This is a genomic window from Streptomyces sp. NPDC030820 (assembly GCF_055572075.1).
Genome location: NZ_JBVIEB010000011.1, coordinates 94,398 through 115,427, shown reverse-complemented (window position 1 = coordinate 115,427; position 21,030 = coordinate 94,398). Strand labels below are relative to the sequence as shown.

Sequence of the window (21,030 nt, the reverse complement as noted above, 5' to 3'; positions counted from 1 at the left end):
CGACCGCCTTCCCACAGCGACCGCCTCTTTCAAGAACTGGTCAAGAGATCCCCACCACATCCCCTGGGGCACGTCCGGTCACCCCACGTACCGTCATGGGCATGAGTCCCACTCCCCCCGCACGCCGTCTGCGCCTCGGTCTGCCGCGGCGGGTGTTCTCGCAGGTGCTGCTGATGCAGGTGGCGATCGCCGCGGGAGTCGCGGTGCTCGCGACCGGACTGTTCCTGGCACCGCTGAGCAGGCAGCTGGACCAGGAGGCGGAGCACCGCGCGCTGGCCATCGCGCAGACGACGGCCCAGGATCCGCAGATCGCGGAGGGCGTGCTGACCACCTCACCGACCGCGAACGGTCCGGTGCAGAAGGAGGCCGAGCGGATCCGACGGGCCACGCACGCGGAGTACATCGTGGTGATGGACCGGCGGGGCATGCGCTGGTCGCACACCACCCTTTCGGAGATCGGCGGGCACGTCTCCACCAGCCCCAAGCAGGCCCTGGCCGGTCATGAGGTCATGGAGATCGACAACGGCACCCTGGGCCGCTCCGCCCGCGGAAAGGTGCCCCTGTACGACGCCCGCCACCGCATCATCGGCGCGGTCTCGGTCGGCATCGCCTACGACAGCGTGCGGGCACGGCTGATCAGCGCGATCCCGGGCCTGTTCGCGTACGCCGGGGGCGCTCTCGCGGTGGGCGCGCTGGCCGCCTGGCTGATCTCCCGGCGGGTCCAGCGGCAGACCCGGGACCTGGCCTTCTCCGACATCTCGGCGCTGCTCGCAGAGCGCGAGGCGATGCTGCACGGCATCCGTGAGGGCGTGGTCGCCCTCGACCGGGGCGGTCGCGTCCGCCTGCTCAACGACGAGGCGCGGCGGCTGCTCGGCATCGGCGACGAGGCCGTCGGGCGGACCCCGGACGAGGCGCTCGGCGCGGGCCGTACGACGGACGTCCTGGCCGGCCGGGTGACCGGCACCGATCTGCTCACCGTGCGAGGCCAGCGCGTGCTGGTCGCCAACCGCATGCCCACCGACGACGGCGGCGCCGTGGCCACCCTGCGCGACCGCACCGAACTGGAGCAGCTGGGGCGCGAACTCGACTCCACGCGCGGGCTGATCGACGCCCTGCGCGCCCAGGACCACGAGCACGCCAACCGCATGCACACCGTGCTCGGACTGCTGGAGCTGGAGATGTACGACGACGCCGTGGAGTTCGTCGGCGAGGTGGTCGGCGACCACCGGGCCACCGCCGAGCAGGTCACCGAGAAGATCCAGGATCCCCTGCTGGCCGCGCTGCTCGTCGGCAAGGCGACCGTGGCGGCCGAGCGCGGCGTCGCGCTGTGGGTGTCCGAGCACACCCGGCTGCCCGACCGGCTGATCGATCCGCGCGGTCTGGTCACGGTGGTGGGCAACCTGGTGGACAACGCCCTCGACGCGGTCGCCGGCACGCTGCACGCGCGCGTGGAGGTCGAGTTGCGCACCGAGGCCCGTACGGTCGTCCTCAGGGTGCACGACACGGGCCCCGGGATCCCGGCGGATCAGCGCGAGTTGGTATTCACGGAGGGCTGGTCCACCAAGAAGCCGCCCGCGCACGGCAAACGGGGCCTCGGGCTCTCGCTGGTGCGCCGGCTCGCCCAACGACAGGGCGGAAGCGCGACGGTGGGCGAGGCGGCCGGCGGCGGCGCGGAGTTCTCCGTGGTCCTGCCGGAGGCGCTGACCGAGCCGGAGCTGGAACCCGCGGTGCCCGAGAAGCCCCTCGAGCCCGCTGCCGTCACCGAGGAGGAGACCCGATGATCGAGGTCCTGGTCGTGGACGACGACACCCGCGTCGCCCGGGTCAACGCCGCGTACGTGGAAAAGGTGCCGGGATTCCATGTGGCCGGCGAGGCGCACAACGCCGCCGAGGCGCTGCGGCAGGTGGAGACGCTGCCGCGGCTGGACCTGGTCCTCATGGACCACTACCTGCCCGATGACACCGGCCTCGCCGTCGTCCGCGAGATGCGCCGGCGCGGCCACCAGGCCGATGTGATCATGGTGACGGCGGCGCGGGACGTGTCGACCGTCCAGGCCGCGATGCGGCAGGGGGCGCTGCAGTACCTGGTGAAACCGTTCGCCTTCGCCGGTCTGCGCGCCAAGCTGGAGGCGTACGCCCGGCTGCGGCGCACACTGGACGGCGGCGGCGAGGCCGAACAGGCGGAGGTGGACCGCATCTTCGGCGCCCTGTCCGCGAGGTCGGAGCCCGAGCTGCCCAAGGGGCACTCCCCGACGACGGCCGAACTGGTGCGCCAGGCGCTGATGAACGCCGAAGGCCCGCTGTCCGCCCAGGAGGTCGCCGAGCGGACCGGGGTGAGCCGGCAGACGGCCCAGCGGTATCTGAAGCTCCTGGAGCGCACCGGACGGGCGCGGCTGACCCTGAAGTACGGCGACGCGGGCCGCCCCGAACACCGTTACGTGTGGGCGACCCGCGGCTGAGCGGACGTCTGTGCTTGACAGTGTTTACTTGGCAGCGTCGACGAACTCGGTGGTGTACGTCTTGCTCAAGTCGACCTTTGCATTCTTGATGTTCGGGTTGAACGACTTGAGGACCTTCTCAACGGTCTCCGGGCCGCCCTGGGGCATCACGCCGTCGTCGGTGAACATCGGCAGGGTGCTCTTGATGGCCTGGGCGTAGAGCGTCTTGTTGCCTTGGGAGTAGTCGGCGGGCATCTTGGCGGCGATCTCGTCGGCGCTGTGGGTGGACATCCACTTGAGCGTCTTGACGAACGCGTTGACCAACTTCTGGACGGTGTCCTTGTGTCCGTTCACCCAGTCCGTCTGCATGTACAGACTTGACGACGGGTACGGCCCACCGAGCGCCTTCCGCGAGCCCTCGGGGGTGCGCATGTCGATCAGGACCTTGCCCGCCTTCTTGTCCAGGATCGTCGCGACGGTCGGGTCGGTGGTCATGCCGCCGTCGATGGCCCCCTTCTGGAGGGCCGCGATGAACGTGGGTCCGGCGCCTACGGCGACCGGGGTGAACTCGTTGACCTGCACGCCGTTCTTGACCGCGAGGTACTTGGTGAGGAAGTCGGTGGAGGAACCGAGCCCGGTCACGCCCAGCTTCCGACCCTTGAAGTCCTTGGGCGACGTGAGGTCGCCGGCCGCCTTGTTCGAGACGACCTCGACCTCGCCGGGCGCGTGCGAGAACTGGACGACCGACTCCACCGACTTGCCCTTGGTCTGCAGATCGAGGGTGTGGTCGTAGAAACCGACCGCCCCCTGCACCTGGCCGGAGACGAGCGCGGTCTCGGCCTGGACACCGGCGGGCTCGCTGAGGAGTTGGACATTCAAACCCTCCGCCTTGAAGTAGCCGAGGCGCTGGGTGAGCATCGCGGGCAGGTAGATGACCTTGTCCAGGCCGCCGACCATGATCTTGACGGTCTCGCCCTTGCCGCCGCCCGAGTCGCTCCCGGTGTCGGCCGTGGAGCTGGCCGCGTCGTTGGCACAGGCGGTGAGCGAGGAGAGTGCCAGCAGGCCGGCGGCGGCCAGGGAGGCGTATCTGGCGGTGTTGCGCATGCGGTTCACGTCCTTGTGAGAGGGCGGTACGGGGAAGGCGTGGGGGGCTGGTCCTGGAGGGCCCAGGGGTGGCCGGTGAGGGGGCCGGGGTGGGGCCTGCGACGGATCGGGGAAGGGCCGGTCAGCTGTCGGAACCGGAGGGCTTCCAGCGGAAGATGCGGCGCTCGGCGAAGGTCAGCAGCCCCTCGGCGGCGAGTGCGACGACGGCGAGGATGACCATCGCGGCGTAGACGCCGGCCGCGTTGAAGGTGTTCTGCGACTGCGCGACGAGCAGGCCGATGCCCTTGGTCGCGCCGATGTACTCGCCGACGATGGCCCCGATGAGGGCGAAGCCGAAGCTGACGTGGAGGCTGGTGAAGATCCAGGAGGTGGCCGACGGGATGACCACCTGGAGCGTCACGCGGCGGTCGCCGGCGCCCAGGATGCGGGCGTTGGCCACTAGGTTGCGGTCCACCTCCCGGGCGCCCTGGAAGGCGTTGAAGAACACCGGGAAGAACACCAGCACGACCGCGGAGGCGACCTTGGAGGACGGGCCGAGCCCGAACCAGATCAGGAAGATCGGCGCCAGGACGATCCTGGGGATCGAGTTGAGCACCTTGATGTATGGACCAAGGACCTCGGCGAGCAACCTGATCCGTCCGAGCGCGATACCGAGGAGCACACCGGCGACCACACCGATGACCCAGCCGAGCAGTGCCTCGTAGAGCGTGTACCAGATCTGTTCGCCCAGCGAGCCGAGCGCGGTTCCGTGGGTCACCCAGGTCCAGATCTGGTCCCAGATCTTCGACGGCATCGAGAAGTTGAACGGATCGATGACCTTCGTCCGGGACAGTCCCTCCCACAGGCCGAGGACGGCCACCAGCAGCAGCACGCGCACAACGGCGACGAAAGCCTTGCGGCGGCGGGCGGCCTGGGCGCGCGTCTGCGCGCGGTTCGTCTTGTCGGCGGGCTCGGTCGTGGCCGGCGCGACCTGAGCCTCGGGCATGACCTCAGGCGACATGGGCGGCACCCCTCTCGCGGGTGATGCGGACCTCTTCGCCGAGGGACTCCCAGATCTCGCGGTAGATCTCGATGAACCGCGGCTCCAGGCGCACCGACTCCACCTTGCGCGGCCGGGGCAGGTCGATCTCGAAGACCTGCTTCACGGTCGCGGGTCCGGCGGTCATCACGACGACCTTGTCGGCGAGCGCGATGGACTCCTCCAGGTCGTGCGTGACGAAGACGACGGAGGCGCCCGTGCCCTCCCACAGCTCCAGCAGCTCGTCCGACATCAGGGCCCGGGTCTGCACGTCCAGTGCCGAGAACGGCTCGTCCATCAGCAGGATCTCGGGGTCGTTGACGAACGTGGCGGCGAGCGCCACGCGCTTGCGCTGACCGCCGGAGAGCTGGTGCGGGTAACGGTCCTCGAAGGCGGCGAGGCCGACGCGGGCCAGCCACTCCCGGGCCTTCTCCTTGGCCTCGGGCTTCGGTACGCCCCGGAAGCGGGGGCCGGCCATGACGTTGGACAGGACCGTGCGCCAGGGGAACGTGGCGTCCTGCTGGAAGACGAAGCCGACCTTGTCGCCGACGCCGCCGACCGGCTCGCCGGCCACCAGCACCTCACCCTCAGTGGGCTCCTCCAGGCCGCTGACCAGCGTGAGCGTGGTGGACTTGCCGCAGCCGGTCGGGCCGACCACGGCCACGAACTCACCGCGCCCGACGGTGAGGTCCAGACCGCGCACGGCTGTGTGCAGTCCCCCTGACGGGGTTCTGAAGGTCTTGCTCGCGCCCCGCAGCTCGATGGCGGGGCTGGTGTGTGCGCTCATGGCCCGGGACGGTAGGTGTGGCCCCGGCCACAGCAGGAGTCTTGTGAGCGCAAGCCGTTCTTTTGCTCTCAAGAGCCTGTTGTGCTCTTTTTGCTCGCGCTACAACTGCGGAGCCGAAACACGGGCTTAACGCTCGTCGGCCTTGAAGGAGAGGCCCGATGATTGACGTCCTGGTCGTGGACGACGACTTCCGCGTCGCTGAGATAAACGCCAAGTACGTGGGCAAGGTTCCCGGCTTCCGGGTGACCGCCCGCGCGCACAGCGCTGCCCAGGCCCTGGCCGCCGTAGAACGCGGCACCATCGACCTGGTCCTGCTCGACCACTATCTGCCGGACCAGACGGGTCTCGATCTCGTGCACCGCATGCGGGAGCAGGGCCACGGCACGGACGTCATCATGATCACGGCGGCCAGCGATGTGACGACCGTGCAGCAGGCGATGCGCCTGGGCGCCCTGCACTACCTGGTCAAACCCTTCACCTTCGCCGCCCTGCGCGCCCGCCTGGACTCCTATGCCGCACTGCGTCGCACGGTGGACCGGGTGGGCGGCCGCGGCCTGACCGGGCAGGAACAGGTCGACCGGATCTTCGGGGCGCTGCGGACGTCTCCCGCACCGTCCGCGCCCGGCCTGCCGAGCGGCCACTCGGAGCCCACGACCGATCTGATCTGCGGCGTCCTGCACCGCGCCGACCAGCCGCTGTCCGCCCACGAGGTGGCCGCCAGGACCGGTCTGAGCCGCTCCACCGCCCAGCGCTATCTCCGCCACCTGGAACAGGCCGGCCGGCTCCGGCTCTTCCTGAAGTACGGCGACACCGGCCGGCCGGAGCACCGGTACGCCTGGGTGGCGCCGTAGCGATCCGTGCGAGGCGCCGGGGCCCGGCTACACGGCTCCGGCGCCGGTCAGCGACCGGACCTCCGTCTCGGCGTACTTGGCCTCGTCGGCGACCTCGTCGGACGTGATCGTGCCGAGCCAGCCGGCGAGGAAGCCGAGCGGGATGGAGACGATGCCCGGGTTCTGCAGCGGGAAGTACTGGAAGTCGACGTCCGGGAACAGCGAGGTGGGGCTGCCGGACACCACCGGGGAGAGCAGCACCAGTCCGAGCGCCGGGATCAGCCCGCCGTACACGGCCCACACCGCGCCGCGGGTGGTGAAGCCGCACCAGAACAGCGAATACAGCAGCACCGGGAGGTTCGCCGACGCGGCGACGGCGAAGGCAAGGCCGACGAGGAAGGCGACGTTGAGGTCACGGGCCAGCAGACCGAGCGCGATCGCCACGACACCGATGCCGACCGCCGCCCAGCGCGCCACCGCCACCTCGCTGCGCGCCTTGCCTCGCGAGCGCCGCAGCGAGGCGTACAGGTCGTGCGCCACCGACGCCGACGAGGCGAGGGTGATGCCTGCGACCACGGCGAGGATCGTCGCGAAGGCGACGGCGGCGACGACCGCGAACAGGACCGTGCCACCGGTGGAGCCCGCGCCACCGCCCAGGTCGAGGGCGAGGAGCGGCACCGCGGTGTTCCCGGCCGCGTTCGAAACACGCACCGCATGCGTGCCCACCACCGCGGCCGCCCCGAAGCCGAGGACGATCGTCATCAGGTAGAAGCCGCCGATCAGCCCGATGGACCACACGGCGGAACGGCGGGCGGCCCGCGCGGTGGGCACGGTGTAGAAGCGGGAGAGGATGTGCGGCAGTCCGCCTGTGCCCAGCACGAGGGCGAGCCCCAGGCTGATGAAGTCGAGGCGAGCGGTCCAGGTCCCGCCGTACTTCAGTCCCGGCGCCAGGAACGCCCTGCCATGACCGCTGCGGTCCGCGGCCGTGAGCAGCAGGCGGTCGACATCGCCGTGGAAGCGGAGCAGTACGAGGACGGTCAGCACGATGGTGCCGCTCAGCAGCAGGACCGCCTTCACGATCTGGATCCAGGTGGTGGCCCGCATCCCTCCCAACGCCACATAGATCACCATGAGCGCGCCGACCCCGATGACCGCCCAGGCCTGCTCAGCCCCGCTCGTCCGCCCCAGCAGCAGCGCCACCAGACTGCCCGCGCCGACCATTTGCGCCACCAGATACAGAACGGACACGGTGACCGAGGAAGTTCCCGCGGCGATCCGCACCGGCCGCTCGCTCATCCGCGCGGCCACCACGTCGGCCAGGGTGAACCGCCCGCAGTTGCGCACCAGTTCGGCCACGAGGAACAGCACGACCAGCCAGGCCACCAGGAAGCCCACGACGTACAGCATCCCGTCGTACCCGTACAGCGCGATGAGACCGGTGACCCCGAGGAAGGAGGCGGCCGACATGTAGTCACCCGCGATGGCAAAACCATTCTCCATGGGAGAGAACAGCCGCCCTCCGGCATAGAACTCCTCCGCCGAACCACGCCGGCGACGGCTCACCCACGTCGTGATCCCGAGAGTGACGGCCACGAAACCGCTGAACAGCAGGAGCGCCAGCGTCTGATGCTCACCGGTCACGAGGCACCTCCCCGCACTTCGCGGGTGAGTTCCTGGGTGTCCCAGCGCAGCTCCAGCGCCGCCCGGTCCCGACGGAGCCGCGCATGCCGGGCGTAGGCCCAGGTGAGCAGGAACGTGGTGAGGAACTGTCCGAGCCCGGCCACCATGGCCACGTTCACCGCGCCTGCCACGGGCCGGGCCATGAGCCTCGGCGCGGTCGTGGCGGTGACCACATAGCCCACATACCAGGCGAGGAAGGCGGCGACTCCCGGAACGACGAACCGCCGGTACCTGGTGCGCACCTCCTTGAAGTCCGCGCTGCGCTGCACCTGGACGTACACATCACGTGCGCGCACCGCCGTTCCGTTCCGCTCCCGGCGAGCCGGTGGCACCGCCGGCGCCGGCACACCGGTGCCGTCCAGTTCGCCCCACCCGGAGGCCAGTGCGTCGTACCAAGGATCTTCGTACGGCACGTCGCGGGAGGGCGCGCCGTGGTCTTGCCGGTTCTCGGCCGAACTCTCGGGACCGTCCCCGGCTCCCCGGGCACGACCGTTGCTTGACTGCATGCCCAAGGATGGACAGATCGGGAAGATCCCTGACTCTTCTTCCTCCGGCTCTTCACCCCATCAGGTGATTCACTGTGTGGGCGGCCTCACCAGCCCCTTGCTGTAGGCGTAACGCACCGCCTGTGCCCGATCCTTGAGGCCTGTTTTGGCGAAGAGATTGTTGATGTGTGTCTTCACAGTCGCGGTCGACACATGCAGCTTGCGGGCGATCTCCTGATTGCTGAGCCCTTCGGCGATCAGCAGCAGTACCTCGGTCTCCCGCGCGGTCAGTCCGTCGGGCGGCGCCTGGACGGTCGCCGGCGGGCTGGGCTCGGGCTGCGACAGCCGCTCCAGCAGCCGACGCTGGACACTCGGCGACAGACCCGCGTCTCCCGACAGCACGCTCTCCACAGCACGCACGATCTCGTCACCGCCCGCGTCCTTGGTCAGATAACCCCGGGCTCCGGCGCGCAGCGCCGGGAAAAGCGACTCGTCGTCCGCGAACGTGGTGAGCACCACGACCTGGGTCCCGGGGTACTGCGCCCGGATCCGCCGGGTGGCCTCGACACCGTCGCAGCGGGGCATCCTGAGATCCATCAGGACGACGTCCGGGGCCAGTTCCCCGACCAGCCGCACCGCCTCCTCGCCGTCTCCCGCGGCACCCACGACCTCCACCCCGGGCAGTAGCCCGAGCAGCATCACGATGCCCTCCCGGACCACGGTCTGGTCGTCGGCGACCACGACCCGTGCGGGCTTCTTCTCCCCCTCCGTCATACGGGTACCTTCAGCGTCACCACGAACCCCTCCTCCTGCGGTCGCGCGTCCAGTGAGCCGCCCAGCAGCTCGGCCCGCTCGCGCATACCCAGCAGACCGTACCCGGCTCCGGAGCCCGTGAGTTCGCCCGGCCGCCCGCCCGTGTCCCGTACGTCCAGCCTCACTTCGTGCTCGCTGTAGTCGAGTCGCAGGTGCACCTTGGCGCCCTGTGCGTGCTTGCGGACGTTCGTCAGCGCCTCCTGGGCGACCCTGCGCACGGCCTGGGAGGCCTCGGCCGGCAGGGGTCTGCGCTCACCCGTCACGGTGACCTCGGCGTCGTCGGCCCCGCTGACGAGTTCGCTCAGGAAGTCCTCCAGCGGGGTCAGCTCGCCCCGCAGCGCGGACAGGGCCTGCCGGGTCTCGGCGAGTCCGTCGCGGGCCATGCCCCGGGCGGCCACCACCCGCTCCAGGATGCGGTCACGGTCCGCACCCTTCTCGATCAGCAGCCGGGCCGCCTCGAGGTGCACCAGCTGCGCCGAGAGGCTGTGAGCCAGCACGTCGTGGATCTCCCGTGCGATGCGGGCCCGCTCGGCCAGCGCCGCGGACTCCGCCTCGGCCGCCCGGGCTGCGCGCTCCTGGGCAAGCAGTTGCTGCGCGTGGCCGCGGGCTTCGGCGTCCAGCCGCAGGACGTATCCGGCGAGGGCCATGCCCGCGACCGAGGCGGCCGTGGTCAGCCAGACGTCGTTGTTGAAAGCGGAGTACGCGGCCAGGCCCACCGAGGTCACCGGAGCCGCGGCAGCGAGCGGCAGCCGCTCCAGGGCGCCGATCCCACAGCCGCACCAGATCACGAGGGCCGGTCCCCTGAACCCTGTGGCCTCAGCGGCGACCGCGATGCCCATGAGTGCGCCCATCAGTGTCAGGGAGGGCACCAGCCGGTGCTGGTAGGTGGTCCGGAAGAAAGCCCAGGCCAGGAGAGCGGCGACAAGGACCCCGGCCATCGCTACGAGAGCGCCCCAGAGGCCGATGTGCCTCTGGTTGTACGCGCCCCACAGGAGCATGCCGATCACCAGGCACCTGACGGACCAGGCGATCAGACGCCGGGGCCGGGTGGTTCCGTCGCGGCCGAGAGCCTCCCGTGACGGCCAGCGTGTCCAGGCGTTTTCCCTCACGCGCGCTCCCTCCTTACCGACCGCATGCCGTCACCGTATGCCGGGGCAGGGTGGTTCACGGCGTCGAGGGACTGCGCCCGCCAGGCCAGGATTCCGCCGCGGACCAGCAGGGTGACGGCGAGAGCGCACATCAGGGCCGAGCTGTTCTGGTGCAGGCCGAGTACGGCGCCGATGGCGTAGATACCGATGCGCAGGGCTATGCCCACGATCCATACTGCGACGCTCGCCTTGGTGCTCTTGGTCCATACGACGCCGTCCGGTTCTCTCCAGATGCGGGTCGTCCAGGCCCAGCCGGCGCCGGTGGCCACACCGATGATCAGCTCCACCGCGAGCAGCGCGGCGGATTCCGCATGATGGTGGGCGTCGAGGATGCCGGGCTTGCGCAGCGCGACGGCGGCGAGAACCACGGGGATCAGCCACCAGCGCCGGTCGGTGTTGATCGCGCGGGCGCGGAACTGCCGCGCGATCACTGTGGCGGCGACGGCCACGATCACCAGCGCGTTGACCAGCCCGGACATCAAAGCCTCCGTGAGCGAGAAGGTGGTGCCGGGAGCGGGTGCTGCCGACACCTACGAAGCTACGGAAAAGCGCAGGTCGGGAGATCGGAGCCGGGGTGGATCACGGGTGGAAACCTGGGGCGGCTCGTCTCCACCCACGGGTGTAGATCCCGCGGGTGCGCAGGCCGAGCCGGGGCGGAGGCGCAGGCCGATCGGGGGGAGGTCCGGCTGACCGACTGCGAGGGGCGCAGGCTCCTGGCCGACAGGGCCGGTGACGGGGGTGGGCGCGGAGTCCAGCACCGACCCGCAGGCAGGGCCGGGCCTTCCCAGTGCTCACGACGACTCGAACGGGGAACGTGGGGCTGACACAAGCGCCGGCGGGTCTGTCACGCCAGCAAGATCAGCCCACGCAGGCCGGTACCGCAGCCGTAGCCGGCATCGCCGGTGCGATGCCGGCTATTCGGCCGGCGCCCAGCAGCCGGTCGTCGCAGTCGAAGACAGGTTCTGCCGTGTCAGGCCACAGCTCACCGGCCACCGCACGCAACCGCCAGAGGAAGACCACTTGCCCCCGGCGAGCCCCTTCCGGCCAACCGAGAAGAACCATCCCGCCGACCCCGGAGGACCACCCAGCCGACCGAGGAGGACCACTCACCCGGCGGGGCAGACCACCATTCCCCTCCGCAGCCGACCAATCCCCGTCGCCGCCCCCGGCCGACCAGGTCAGCCCACCTCGGGCACGTCCCGTCGGCCGAGGCCCAGCGCAGCGGCTACGCGTCGATGCGCGACCGGTCCAGCGTCGCCGCCGAGCTGGAGATGAACTCCTTGCGCGGCGCCACGTCGTTGCCCATCAGCAGATCGAAGACCTGCTCGGCGGCCTCCAGGTCGGACAGGTTGATCCGGCGCAGCGTGCGGTGGCGCGGGTCCATCGTGGTCTCGGCCAGCTGGTCGGCGTCCATCTCGCCCAGACCCTTGTAGCGCTGGATGGAGTCCTTGTACCGGATGCCCTTGCTCTGGAACTCCATGAGCTTGTCCCGCAGCTCACGGTCGGAGTACGTGTAGACGTACTTGTCCTGGCCCTTCTTCGGCTGGACGATCTCGATGCGGTGCAGCGGCGGCACCGCGGCGAAGACCCGGCCGGCCTCGACCATCGGCCGCATGTAGCGCTGGAACAGCGTGAGCAGCAGGCAACGGATGTGGGAACCGTCCACATCGGCGTCGGTCATCATGATGATCTTGCCGTAGCGGGCCTGGTCGATGTCGAAGGTCCGGCCCGAGCCCGCCCCTATGACCTGGATGATCGCGCCGCACTCGGCGTTCTTGAGCATGTCGGTCACCGACGACCGCTGCACGTTGAGGATCTTGCCGCGGATCGGCAGCAGGGCCTGGAACTCGGAGTTCCGTGCCAGCTTGGCCGTACCGAGCGCGGAGTCGCCCTCGACGATGAACAGCTCGCTGCGGTCGACGTCGTCGCTGCGGCAGTCGGCGAGCTTCGCCGGCAGGGACGAGGACTCCAGGGCGGTCTTCCGGCGCTGGGCGTCCTTGTGCTGGCGGGCCGCGACGCGCGTACGGGCGGCGGCCACCACCTTCTCCATGACGACCCGGGCCTGCGCGGCGGCGTCCCGCTTCGTGCTGGTCAGGAACGCCTTCAGCTCCTTGGTGACCACGTTGTTCACGATGCGGCGGGCCGCCGAGGTACCCAGAACCTCCTTGGTCTGGCCCTCGAACTGCGGCTCGGCCAGGCGCACGGTCACGACGGCGGTGAGGCCCTCGAGGGCGTCGTCCTTGACGATGTTGTCCTCGGCCACGCGCAGCAGCTTCTTGGCGCGCAGCACGTCGTTGAACACGCCCGTCAGGGACTGTTCGAAGCCGGAGACGTGGGTGCCCCCCTTGGGGGTGGCGATGATGTTGACGAAGGACCGGATGGTGGTGTCGTACCCGGTGCCCCAGCGCATCGCGATGTCCACGCCAAGTTCACGGGTGACCTCGGTGGGGGTCATCTGACCGTGCTCGTCGAGAACGGGGACGGTCTCCTTGAAGGTGCCCTTGCCCGAGAAGCGGATGACGTCGCAGACCGGCTTGTCGCCCGCCAGGTACTCGCAGAACTCGCTGATGCCGCCGTCGAAGCGGAAGGACTCCTCGCCCTTGCTGCCGCCCTCTCCCAGGCCGAACTCGTCGCGCACGATGATCGTCAGACCCGGCACCAGGAAGGCGGTCTGCCGGGCGCGCTGGTGCAGGTTCTCCAGGGAGAGCTTGGCGTCCTTGAGGAAGATCTGGCGGTCGGCCCAGTACCGCACGCGCGTGCCGGTGCGGGTCTTGGGGATCTTCTTGGTCTTGCGCAGGCCGCTCTTGGCCTCGAACTTCGCATCGGCGCCGTCGGCCGCGAAGGCGCCGGGCACGCCGCGCCGGAAGCTGATGGCGTGCGTCTGGCCGCCGCGGTCCACCTCGACGTCGAGGCGGGCGGAGAGGGCGTTGACCACGGAGGCACCGACGCCGTGCAGACCGCCGGAGGCGGCGTACGAGCCGCCGCCGAACTTGCCGCCCGCGTGCAGCTTGGTCATGACGACCTCGACGCCGGACAGGCCGGTCCTGGGCTCGACGTCCACAGGGATGCCACGGCCGTTGTCGCGCACCTCCACGGAACCGTCGTCGTGCAGGATCACCTCGATGCGGTCGCAGACGCCCGCGAGTGCCTCGTCCACGGAGTTGTCGATGATCTCCCACAGGCAGTGCATCAGACCGCGGCTGTCGGTCGAGCCGATGTACATGCCCGGGCGCTTGCGCACGGCCTCGAGGCCCTCGAGGACGAGCAGGTGCCGCGCGGTGTAGTTGGAACCGTCCCGGTCTGCTCCTGCCAGCAGCGCTGTGGACGGCACGGACGTATCGGCGGTCACGCGGTTCGCTCCTCGCTGAATTTCAGTTGGCCCCCTACTGGGTAAGGGGACGGCTTCGGTCGCCGCTCAGAGGGTACCGAGGCCTGGTAGAGCCGGTGTAACGCCACCCTCGTCGAGAACTCAGACTAGTCCAGGCTCGTATGCATGTTCGATCCCTCGATGGAGTGAAGTACATATCACGTTCCCTTGGAGGCATGAACCATTTAGGCTCCGGGCACGTCCTCCTGAACAACAGGCAACCCCGCCTGGAGGACCGAGACACAACACTGCGCGAAACCGTAAGCACCACAAGAGACGTACTACGGCACATTCGCCGCCAACCGGCAGCAGACAGCCGCCCGGAAGATTTTTTCGAGGAAAAGCCACGAGCGGGAACGTTTTCGGGCTGGTTGGATGTTGACCCTGGTACGACAGCTCGTCGAGCTAGAGAAGAGGCGACGTGACTACTGTTCTGACCCCCGCGAGCCCGTTGACGGCCGCCGATCGCTGCGACCGCTGCGGCGCCCAGGCATACCTGCGCGTCGTCCTGCTCAGCGGCGGAGAACTGCTCTTCTGCGCCCACCACGGTCGCAAGTTCGAGCCGGAACTCAAGAAGATCGCCGCTGAGATACAGGACGAGACGGAGCGGCTGACCTCCGTTCCGAACACCGCTTCCGAGCAAGAGCGCTGAATCTCGCACACACGACGAGCCAGCCCCGGCACAGGCCGGTGAACGGGCGGCCGCTCCTCCGGCGAGGAGCGGCCGCCCGTGCTCATGTCCCTGTGTGGATGCTTCAGGAGCCTCCGTGGGGCCTCCCGCGGTTCTCCGGGACCGCCTCCAGGGCTCTGACGACGTCGGACACGCGCGTGTACACGCCGGGGCTGCCCGGCCTGCCGCAGCCGCTGCCCCAAGACACGAGCCCGATCAGTCGCCCTCCCGCCACCAGCGGGCCGCCGCTGTCCCCCTGGCAGGCGTCCGGGCCCCCGGCAGCCTCTCCGGCGCAGAGCATGCTGCCGGCCCGATAGGCGCCGTCGGGACCGCCCGGATAGGCGCGGGCGCAGACGTCGTCGGGCAGCACGCGCACGCGTGCGGCGTACAGCCTGTGCGCATAGGCGCCCCCGCCGGTCGTGTCCCCCCATCCGGAGACCGTGGCCTGCGTGCCCGGGGTGTAGGCCGGATCACCCGCGCCCGCCATGCCGACGACCGCACTCTGCGGCAGCGGCTTGGCGAGTGTGAGCACGGCGAAGTCGCCGGCGTTGGTCCCGCTGTCGTACCCCGGATTGACCCAGGCATCGCGTACGGCGATCTCCTGCCCCTCGGCCGACAGCAGGTCGGTGCGGCCCGTGATGACCCGCAGGTCGCGCACGCGGTCCGGGGGCGCTCCGAGGACGTCCTCGGCCAGGCAGTGGGCCGCGGTGAGCACCGCCGTCCGTGCGACGGCCACCCCGCCACAGAACTGACCCGCCCGCGTACCTCCGAACCGGTCACGGCTGGACAGCGCGACGGTCCACGGGGCCTGGGACACGTCTATCGGAAAGCCCCCGACCACCACGCTGTCGGCGGCCACGGGAGCCGCGCTCACCAGAGGTGTGGCGGTGATGGCCGCCGCCAGGACCAGCGGCCGGGTCAGGGCCCGCGCAACGGAACGGCGCATGCAGACTCCTCACTCTCGGTGGTACCGGAACACCCAGAGTGATCCACCGCGTGGTCGCGCGCAGCACGAAGGCCCGGCTCCCGCGAGCGGAACCGGGCCCTCGCCGTCGTACGACCGTGACCTAGTCGAGGTAGTCGCGCAGCACCTGGGAACGCGAGGGGTGGCGCAGCTTCGACATGGTCTTGGACTCGATCTGGCGGATGCGCTCACGCGTCACGCCGTACACCTTGCCGATCTCGTCGAGGGTCTTCGGCTGACCGTCGGTGAGACCGAACCGCATCGAGACGACACCGGCCTCGCGCTCGGACAGGGTGTCCAGAACGGAGTGCAGCTGCTCCTGCAGGAGGGTGAAACTGACGGCGTCGGCGGGGACGACGGCCTCGGAGTCCTCGATGAGGTCACCGAACTCGCTGTCGCCGTCCTCACCCAGCGGGGTGTGCAGCGAGATGGGCTCGCGACCGTACTTCTGGACCTCGATGACCTTCTCCGGGGTCATGTCGAGCTCCTTGGCCAGCTCCTCCGGGGTGGGCTCGCGGCCCAGGTCCTGGAGCATCTGGCGCTGCACGCGCGCGAGCTTGTTGATGACCTCGACCATGTGCACCGGGATACGGATGGTGCGGGCCTGGTCGGCCATGGCGCGGGTGATGGCCTGGCGGATCCACCAGGTGGCGTACGTGGAGAACTTGTAGCCCTTGGTGTAGTCGAACTTCTCGACCGCGCGGATCAGACCGAGGTTGCCCTCCTGGATGAGGTCCAGGAAGAGCATGCCGCGGCCGGTGTAGCGCTTGGCCAGGGAGACCACCAGACGGAGGTTGGCCTCCAGGAGGTGGTTCTTGGCGCGGCGGCCGTCCTCGGCGATGATCTCCAGCTCGCGCTTGAGCTTCGGCGCCAGCTTGTCGGCGTTGGCCAGCTTGTCCTCGGCGAACAGACCCGCCTCGATGCGCTTGGCCAGCTCGACCTCCTGCTCGGCGTTGAGCAGGGGGACCTTACCGATCTGCTTCAGGTAGTCCTTGACCGGGTCGGCGGTGGCGCCGGCCGCGGCGACCTGCTGCGCGGGCGCGTCGTCCTCGTCCTCGTCGGACAGGACGAAGCCCGCGTTCTCGGCACCCTCGGGCTCGTCGGCGACCTTGGTGTCCTCGAGAACCTCGTCCTCGAGAAGTTCGACGTCGTCCTTCTTGGCCGTGGTCTTCTTGGCCGCCGTCTTCTTGGCGACGGTCTTCTTGGCGGCCACCTTCTTGGCGGTCGTCTTCTTGGCCGCGGCCTTCTTGGCGGGTGCGGCTTCCTCGGCGGAATCGGCTGCGGCAGAAGCGACGGGCGCCGCGGGGGCGGCCGTGGTGGCGGTGGCCTTCCTCGTCGTCGTCACCGTCTTCGCCGCGACCGTCTTGGTGGCGGTGCGCTTCGCCGGGCTCTTCGCTGCGACGCTCTTGCGGGTGCGCTTGGGCTCTGCGGCACTGACCATCAGCGTCACACCCTCTTCCTCAAGAATCTGGTTGAGGCTGCGCAGTACGTTCTTCCACTGAGTGGCCGGAATCTGGTCAGCTTCGAAGGCCCGACGCACATCGTCGCCGGCGATCTGCCCCTCAGCCTTTCCCCGCTCAATGAGCGCCATGACAGAGACGGACTCGGCGATCTCCGGCGGGAGCGTACGGGATGTGCTGGCCGACACGAACAACCTCTCGGAACGTTGGAAAACGGCTTCCGGCACCGTCCACTGCGGACAGGAGCCGACCACCGGCCTGGGGATGGGCCGACGGCGCGGGCGGGGGCCGGGAAGATGCACAGCGCCTGTGTCGGCGTCCGTATTCCCTCCGCGGCTGTCACCTCTTAGGTCATCGCGCTGTTCCCACGAGCGTTACGCCCAATCTGCGTGGCCCGAGTCACACCTCGTAAGCGGTCAAAAGCAGTCAGACATAGACAGACGAGATCACCGTTGCCGTCCTGCCTGGTCGCGCACATGACCCCGGCGGCCCGTCGCACCGCTGGACCCCGCCGGACCGCACAGGGTCCGGCGGGGTCCAGCGGCGGCCGGCAAAGAGCCCGGCGCCGCCACGAGCACGCCGCACACCGCGACCGCGGGGGTCAGTGCTCGCGCGGGGCGGGCACCACGCGCTCGACCTCGGGGTGGACCGTGAGCAGTTGGCGCATGGCCGTCTCGGCGGCCGCGCCGTCGCCGGTGCCGAGGGCGTCGACGATCCGCGCATGCTGCGCGAGCGACGTCTCGTTCGGCCGGTCACAACCCGTGACCGGACCGCCGGAGACCTGGAGGGCCGCCGAGACGATCCCGGAGAGGTGCTCCAGCATGCGGTTGCCGGCGATCTGGATGAGCAGCGCGTGGAACTCGTTGTCGGCGCGCGAGTACGTCAGCGCGTCGCCCTGCGCCATGGCATGGCTCATGATCTCGACCATGTCGCACAGGCGCTGCTGCACGTCCTCCCGCCCGTGCCCGGCGGCGAGGCGGGCGGCGAGCGGCTCGATCGTCCAGCGCAGCTCGCTCAGCTCGCGGCGCTGGTCGTCGCGCTGGGGCCCGAAGGCCCGCCACTCGATGATGTCCGGATCGAGCAGGTTCCAGTCGCTGACGGGACGCACGCGCGTGCCGACGTTCGGGCGGGCACTGACCAGGCCCTTGGCCTCGAGGACCCGGAGGGACTCGCGGACGACGGTGCGGGAGACCTCGAAGCGCTGGCCGATCTCCTCGGGCACCAGCGGACGGTCCGCGCCCAGGTCGCCGGATACGATCATCTGGCCCAGCTGCTGAACGAGTTGGCCGTGCAGTCCACGTCCGCGGCTGCCCGCGGCGCGTCGGCCTACGCGGCCCAGCTCGGGGTCCGCGCCCTCCCAGGAGGGTGCTCCGACGCGGTCGGCCACCTGGGGCTCTGCGTAGGGGTAGCGGTCGAGTTCGCCCGGGCCGGCCAGACCGGAGTCGGTGGAGCGGGCGGCGGTCATCATGGTGTGCGCAAGGGTACTCACGGATCCTTTGTCGGCGCCGCCTCCAACTCCCTTGAGGTCTTTGGTGAAAAGCACACGAAAGGGTGATCGCTCACCCCGTCGCAATTGACGCCTTATCGGAAAGAAATGGGCTTCCCGTGCGGAGTTGTGCACACGGCGGGATCGGAAGTGGACGCACGCACGTCACCGGAACCGGGTGCGCAGCGCCGTGAACAGATACGCGCACAGCAGCGCCGCCAGCGACAACGCCAGTGCGCTGCCCACGGGTTGGGCGAGCACCCGCGCCATCCCGAGCAGGTAGCGCTCGCCGCCGAAGGGCCACTGCAGCAGGAAAATCTCCCGCATCCGCACCGGGAACCCGGCGGCCATGCGCAGGGCGGGCCCCTCCATCGCCTTGTGCACGACGGGGACGACGACAACGGGTACGGCGAGTACGGCGGCCAGGCCCCCCGTGGTGGACCGGAACACACCGGCCGCCAGTACACCGGCCCAGGCGCAGCCGACGACCAGACAGAACCAACTCGCGCCCAGCGAGAGCCAGTCCGCGGGAACTTGTGTCAGCTCTCGCCCGTAGACGATGTAGAGCGCTTCGGCGTCGCAGCCGACGGTGAGGAAGGCGAGCATGGCCGCGGTGGCTCCGGAGACGAGCAGTTTCGCGGTGAGCAGCCCCAGCCGGCGGGGCACGGTGCCGCGGTCCGCCGCGAGGGCTGGGTGGCGGAACTCGTCCCCGAAGGCCAGCGCACCGAGCAACCCCGCCGCGAGCGCCGCGGGCGGCAGCGGCAGCTCCCGCGGCCATGCGGCGAACAGCCGCGCCTGCGGGGTGTGCCCGATCCTGGCCAGCAGTACGGCGGTGAGCGCGGACACCGCCAGTACGGCACCGCAGGTGACGAAGCCGGCGCCGGTGCCGGTGGCGCGCCGGATCTCGTAGCGAAGGGGGCGGAGGGGGCTGGGGGCGGGGCGGACGGAGATGGGGGGCGGGAGGGGGGAAAGGGGATCGGGAGAACGGACACCGTCGGGGTGGGCGGCGCGGGTGGCCTCCGACTGACGGGTGCCGGGCTTCCTGGCGCCGGGGAGGCGGGTGCGCAGGGCGGAGAGGCTCGCTGCCACAGCGCTTGAGCCGCCGGGCTGCGGTTCCTGGGCCGCCGAGGCCGCGTCGCGCCCGGCGTCCGTGGTAGCCGCCGCGTCGGCGGCCCGGCCACCGTCGGCTCCCGCGAGCACTTCGGCGGGCACCACTCCGACACTTCCGCCGAGCGTGTCCCCACCAGAGGAACCGACATCGCCGTGTGCCGTCCCGCCGGCTCCCGGGGCCGCGTCGTCCGGCGAGGCGCCCTCGGCCGGTACGCGCTGGATGGGCTCCGAGTGCTCCGTCCCACGCCGGGCCTCGGACGTGTCGCCGAGCGACGGCTGCCCGCCGCCGGCGGCCTGGGCCCCCTCATCCGCCGGCGGTTCCTCGCCCGAGGAGACGCTGGACACAGCCCGCTGCGCCGCCGGCGTGTGCGCTGGACCGTTTCCCCGCTCCCCCACCGAGAATCCGAACGGCATGGCGGACCGCTCTTTCCCCGAGGAACCCGACACCATGACGCCCCGCTCGCCCGACGACAGGGCGGATGCCACAGGGGCCTGCCCCGACACGAACGCGTCCCACGACGACGCGCCTGACTCGGCCGCCGACGAACCGGGCGCCGGGATGCCGGACGCGGACGCGGCCAGGCCGATCCCCGGGGCACCCGGCTCCACCGCCGGCCGGCCGCGCACCGTCGGCTCGGGCTGCGCGGGCGACGAGCCGGGCCCGGCGTGCTCCAGCTCCGCGTGGGGCTCGTTCTCCGCCTCCGCGGTCGCCTCCGTCGACGAGCCTCCGATCGCGGCACCGGATCCCGGCCCCATGTCGCCGGTCTCGTCCGCGAGTTGGTGCACGGGGATGCCGTGGCGGAACGCCGTCTCGCCGACATCGGCGGTCGTCGAGCCGTACACCGACAGGCGATTGCCGCCTTCCCGTACGACCTCGACGGACCGGCGCGCGGTACGGGCCTCCTTGGCGAGCAGGGCCGCGAGACGAGCCGCGTGCGGACTACGGACGGCCACGCGCGGACGCAGCCGGGTGCGGGCGAACTCGCCGGCCGCCTGGTCGGCCACGAGTCTGCCGCCGTCGAGGGTCACGACCCGGTCGGCCGTGCGCGCGGCCTCCTTGGGGTCGGCCGTGGTGAAGAGCACCGTGCCACCCTGTCCGGCGTGGGCGCGCAGCGTACCGTGCAGCCATTGCGCCTCACGGGCGGAGAGACCGTAGGCGGGCTCGTCCAGGACGAGTGTGTGCGGATCGGGCAGCAGAGCGCAGGCCAGGCCGAGTCTGCGGTCCATCCCGCGCGAGAGCGTGCCGAGGCGCTCCTCACGGAAGCTGACGAGGCCGACCACTTCGAGGACCTCGTCGGCCCGTCGCGCCGGAACTCCCGCGGCGGCGCACAACATGCGCAGATGTCCGCGGACCGAACGGGCCGGATGCCCCGGGACATCGCCGAGGAGCACGCCGACCTCCCGCGAGGGATGGGCGATCCGGTGCAGGGGCCGCCCTCTGAAGTAGGTGATGCCGCGCCCCTGTTGAAGCTCGAGCATCAGCCTGAGGGCCGTCGTCTTGCCCGCGCCGGCGCCTCCGAGGAGCACGGTGACATGCCCCGGTTGCGCTTCGAAGGACACGTCGTCGACGGCGGGCGGGTGCGCCTTGCGGGGATTGCTGGTCAGTCCGAAGGCCTGGATCACCTGCAGCAAGATAGCGTGCGATTTCCTTTTTTTCGGGTATCTCCCGAT

Annotated in this window: 17 protein-coding genes; 4 read left to right on the top strand and 13 right to left on the bottom strand. The window is 70.3% G+C overall.

The features are described 5' to 3' along the window. Positions 1-101: 101 nt before the first annotated feature. Both ACZ418_RS28800 and ACZ418_RS28795 read left to right on the top strand, forming a co-directional pair. A complete protein-coding gene (locus ACZ418_RS28800) occupies positions 102-1,781 on the top strand; it encodes an ATP-binding protein (RefSeq protein WP_468368580.1) in 1,680 nt (559 codons plus the stop codon). Beyond that, positions 1,778-2,458, top strand: coding sequence for a response regulator (locus ACZ418_RS28795; RefSeq protein ID WP_468368578.1), 681 nt, complete (start codon positions 1,778-1,780; stop codon positions 2,456-2,458). Before ACZ418_RS28800 ends, ACZ418_RS28795 begins: the two co-directional genes overlap by 4 nt. Before the next feature lie 24 nt (positions 2,459-2,482). On the opposite strand, the gene ACZ418_RS28790 is transcribed toward ACZ418_RS28795, so the two are convergent. The 3 genes from ACZ418_RS28790 to ACZ418_RS28780 form a co-directional block, all read right to left on the bottom strand. After that, a complete protein-coding gene (locus ACZ418_RS28790; protein ID WP_468368576.1) occupies positions 2,483-3,541 on the bottom strand; it encodes an ABC transporter substrate-binding protein in 1,059 nt (352 codons plus the stop codon). Positions 3,542-3,662: 121 nt separating this feature from the next. Then, positions 3,663-4,541, bottom strand: coding sequence for an ABC transporter permease (locus ACZ418_RS28785; protein ID WP_468368573.1), 879 nt, complete (start codon positions 4,539-4,541; stop codon positions 3,663-3,665). Further along, positions 4,531-5,346 (bottom strand): ABC transporter ATP-binding protein, encoded by an 816-nt coding sequence (locus ACZ418_RS28780; protein ID WP_468368570.1) that lies wholly within the window; start codon positions 5,344-5,346, stop codon positions 4,531-4,533. Before ACZ418_RS28780 ends, ACZ418_RS28785 begins: the two co-directional genes overlap by 11 nt. A 158-nt stretch (positions 5,347-5,504) precedes the next feature. Here ACZ418_RS28780 and ACZ418_RS28775 point away from each other — a divergent pair, with 158 nt between their 5' ends. Beyond that, positions 5,505-6,197 (top strand): response regulator, encoded by a 693-nt coding sequence (locus tag ACZ418_RS28775; protein WP_468368567.1) that lies wholly within the window; start codon positions 5,505-5,507, stop codon positions 6,195-6,197. 27 nt (positions 6,198-6,224) lie between these two features. Here ACZ418_RS28775 and ACZ418_RS28770 read toward each other — a convergent pair whose 3' ends face one another. From ACZ418_RS28770 to ACZ418_RS28745, 6 genes are all read right to left on the bottom strand, one after another. Next, positions 6,225-7,817 carry a solute symporter family protein gene (locus tag ACZ418_RS28770; RefSeq protein ID WP_468368564.1) on the bottom strand — a complete coding sequence of 531 codons (1,593 nt, stop codon included), beginning with the start codon at positions 7,815-7,817 and terminating at the stop codon, positions 6,225-6,227. Continuing rightward, positions 7,814-8,362, bottom strand: coding sequence for a DUF485 domain-containing protein (locus tag ACZ418_RS28765; RefSeq protein ID WP_468368561.1), 549 nt, complete (start codon positions 8,360-8,362; stop codon positions 7,814-7,816). The genes ACZ418_RS28770 and ACZ418_RS28765 overlap by 4 nt, the downstream gene beginning before the upstream one ends. Before the next feature lie 69 nt (positions 8,363-8,431). Then, positions 8,432-9,115, bottom strand: a complete 684-nt coding sequence (locus ACZ418_RS28760; RefSeq protein WP_468368559.1) for a response regulator transcription factor — start codon at positions 9,113-9,115, stop codon at positions 8,432-8,434. Next, positions 9,112-10,263 (bottom strand): sensor histidine kinase, encoded by a 1,152-nt coding sequence (locus ACZ418_RS28755; RefSeq protein ID WP_468368556.1) that lies wholly within the window; start codon positions 10,261-10,263, stop codon positions 9,112-9,114. The genes ACZ418_RS28760 and ACZ418_RS28755 overlap by 4 nt, the downstream gene beginning before the upstream one ends. Next, the gene (locus ACZ418_RS28750) at positions 10,260-10,781 is read right to left on the bottom strand and encodes a DUF1453 domain-containing protein (RefSeq protein WP_468368554.1); all 522 of its coding nucleotides are present in this window, start codon (positions 10,779-10,781) and stop codon (positions 10,260-10,262) included. The genes ACZ418_RS28755 and ACZ418_RS28750 overlap by 4 nt, the downstream gene beginning before the upstream one ends. Positions 10,782-11,527: 746 nt before the next feature. Further along, the gene (locus ACZ418_RS28745) at positions 11,528-13,651 is read right to left on the bottom strand and encodes a DNA gyrase/topoisomerase IV subunit B (RefSeq protein ID WP_468368552.1); all 2,124 of its coding nucleotides are present in this window, start codon (positions 13,649-13,651) and stop codon (positions 11,528-11,530) included. Between the two features lie 439 nt (positions 13,652-14,090). Between ACZ418_RS28745 and ACZ418_RS28740 the strand changes: the two genes are divergently transcribed. After that, positions 14,091-14,321, top strand: a complete 231-nt coding sequence (locus ACZ418_RS28740; protein ID WP_360736867.1) for a DUF7455 domain-containing protein — start codon at positions 14,091-14,093, stop codon at positions 14,319-14,321. 103 nt (positions 14,322-14,424) lie between these two features. Here ACZ418_RS28740 and ACZ418_RS28735 read toward each other — a convergent pair whose 3' ends face one another. The 4 genes from ACZ418_RS28735 to ACZ418_RS28720 form a co-directional block, all read right to left on the bottom strand. Further along, positions 14,425-15,285, bottom strand: a complete 861-nt coding sequence (locus tag ACZ418_RS28735; RefSeq protein WP_468368550.1) for a serine protease — start codon at positions 15,283-15,285, stop codon at positions 14,425-14,427. Positions 15,286-15,406: 121 nt separating this feature from the next. Beyond that, on the bottom strand, positions 15,407-16,951 hold the full coding sequence (locus ACZ418_RS28730; RefSeq protein WP_468368548.1) for an RNA polymerase sigma factor: 1,545 nt from the start codon (positions 16,949-16,951) through the stop codon (positions 15,407-15,409). Positions 16,952-17,364: 413 nt separating this feature from the next. Continuing rightward, positions 17,365-18,252 carry a FadR/GntR family transcriptional regulator gene (locus tag ACZ418_RS28725; RefSeq protein WP_468368546.1) on the bottom strand — a complete coding sequence of 296 codons (888 nt, stop codon included), beginning with the start codon at positions 18,250-18,252 and terminating at the stop codon, positions 17,365-17,367. A gap of 162 nt (positions 18,253-18,414) precedes the next feature. Continuing rightward, positions 18,415-20,982, bottom strand: a complete 2,568-nt coding sequence (locus tag ACZ418_RS28720) for an ABC transporter ATP-binding protein (protein ID WP_468368941.1) — start codon at positions 20,980-20,982, stop codon at positions 18,415-18,417. Positions 20,983-21,030 lie beyond the last annotated feature (48 nt).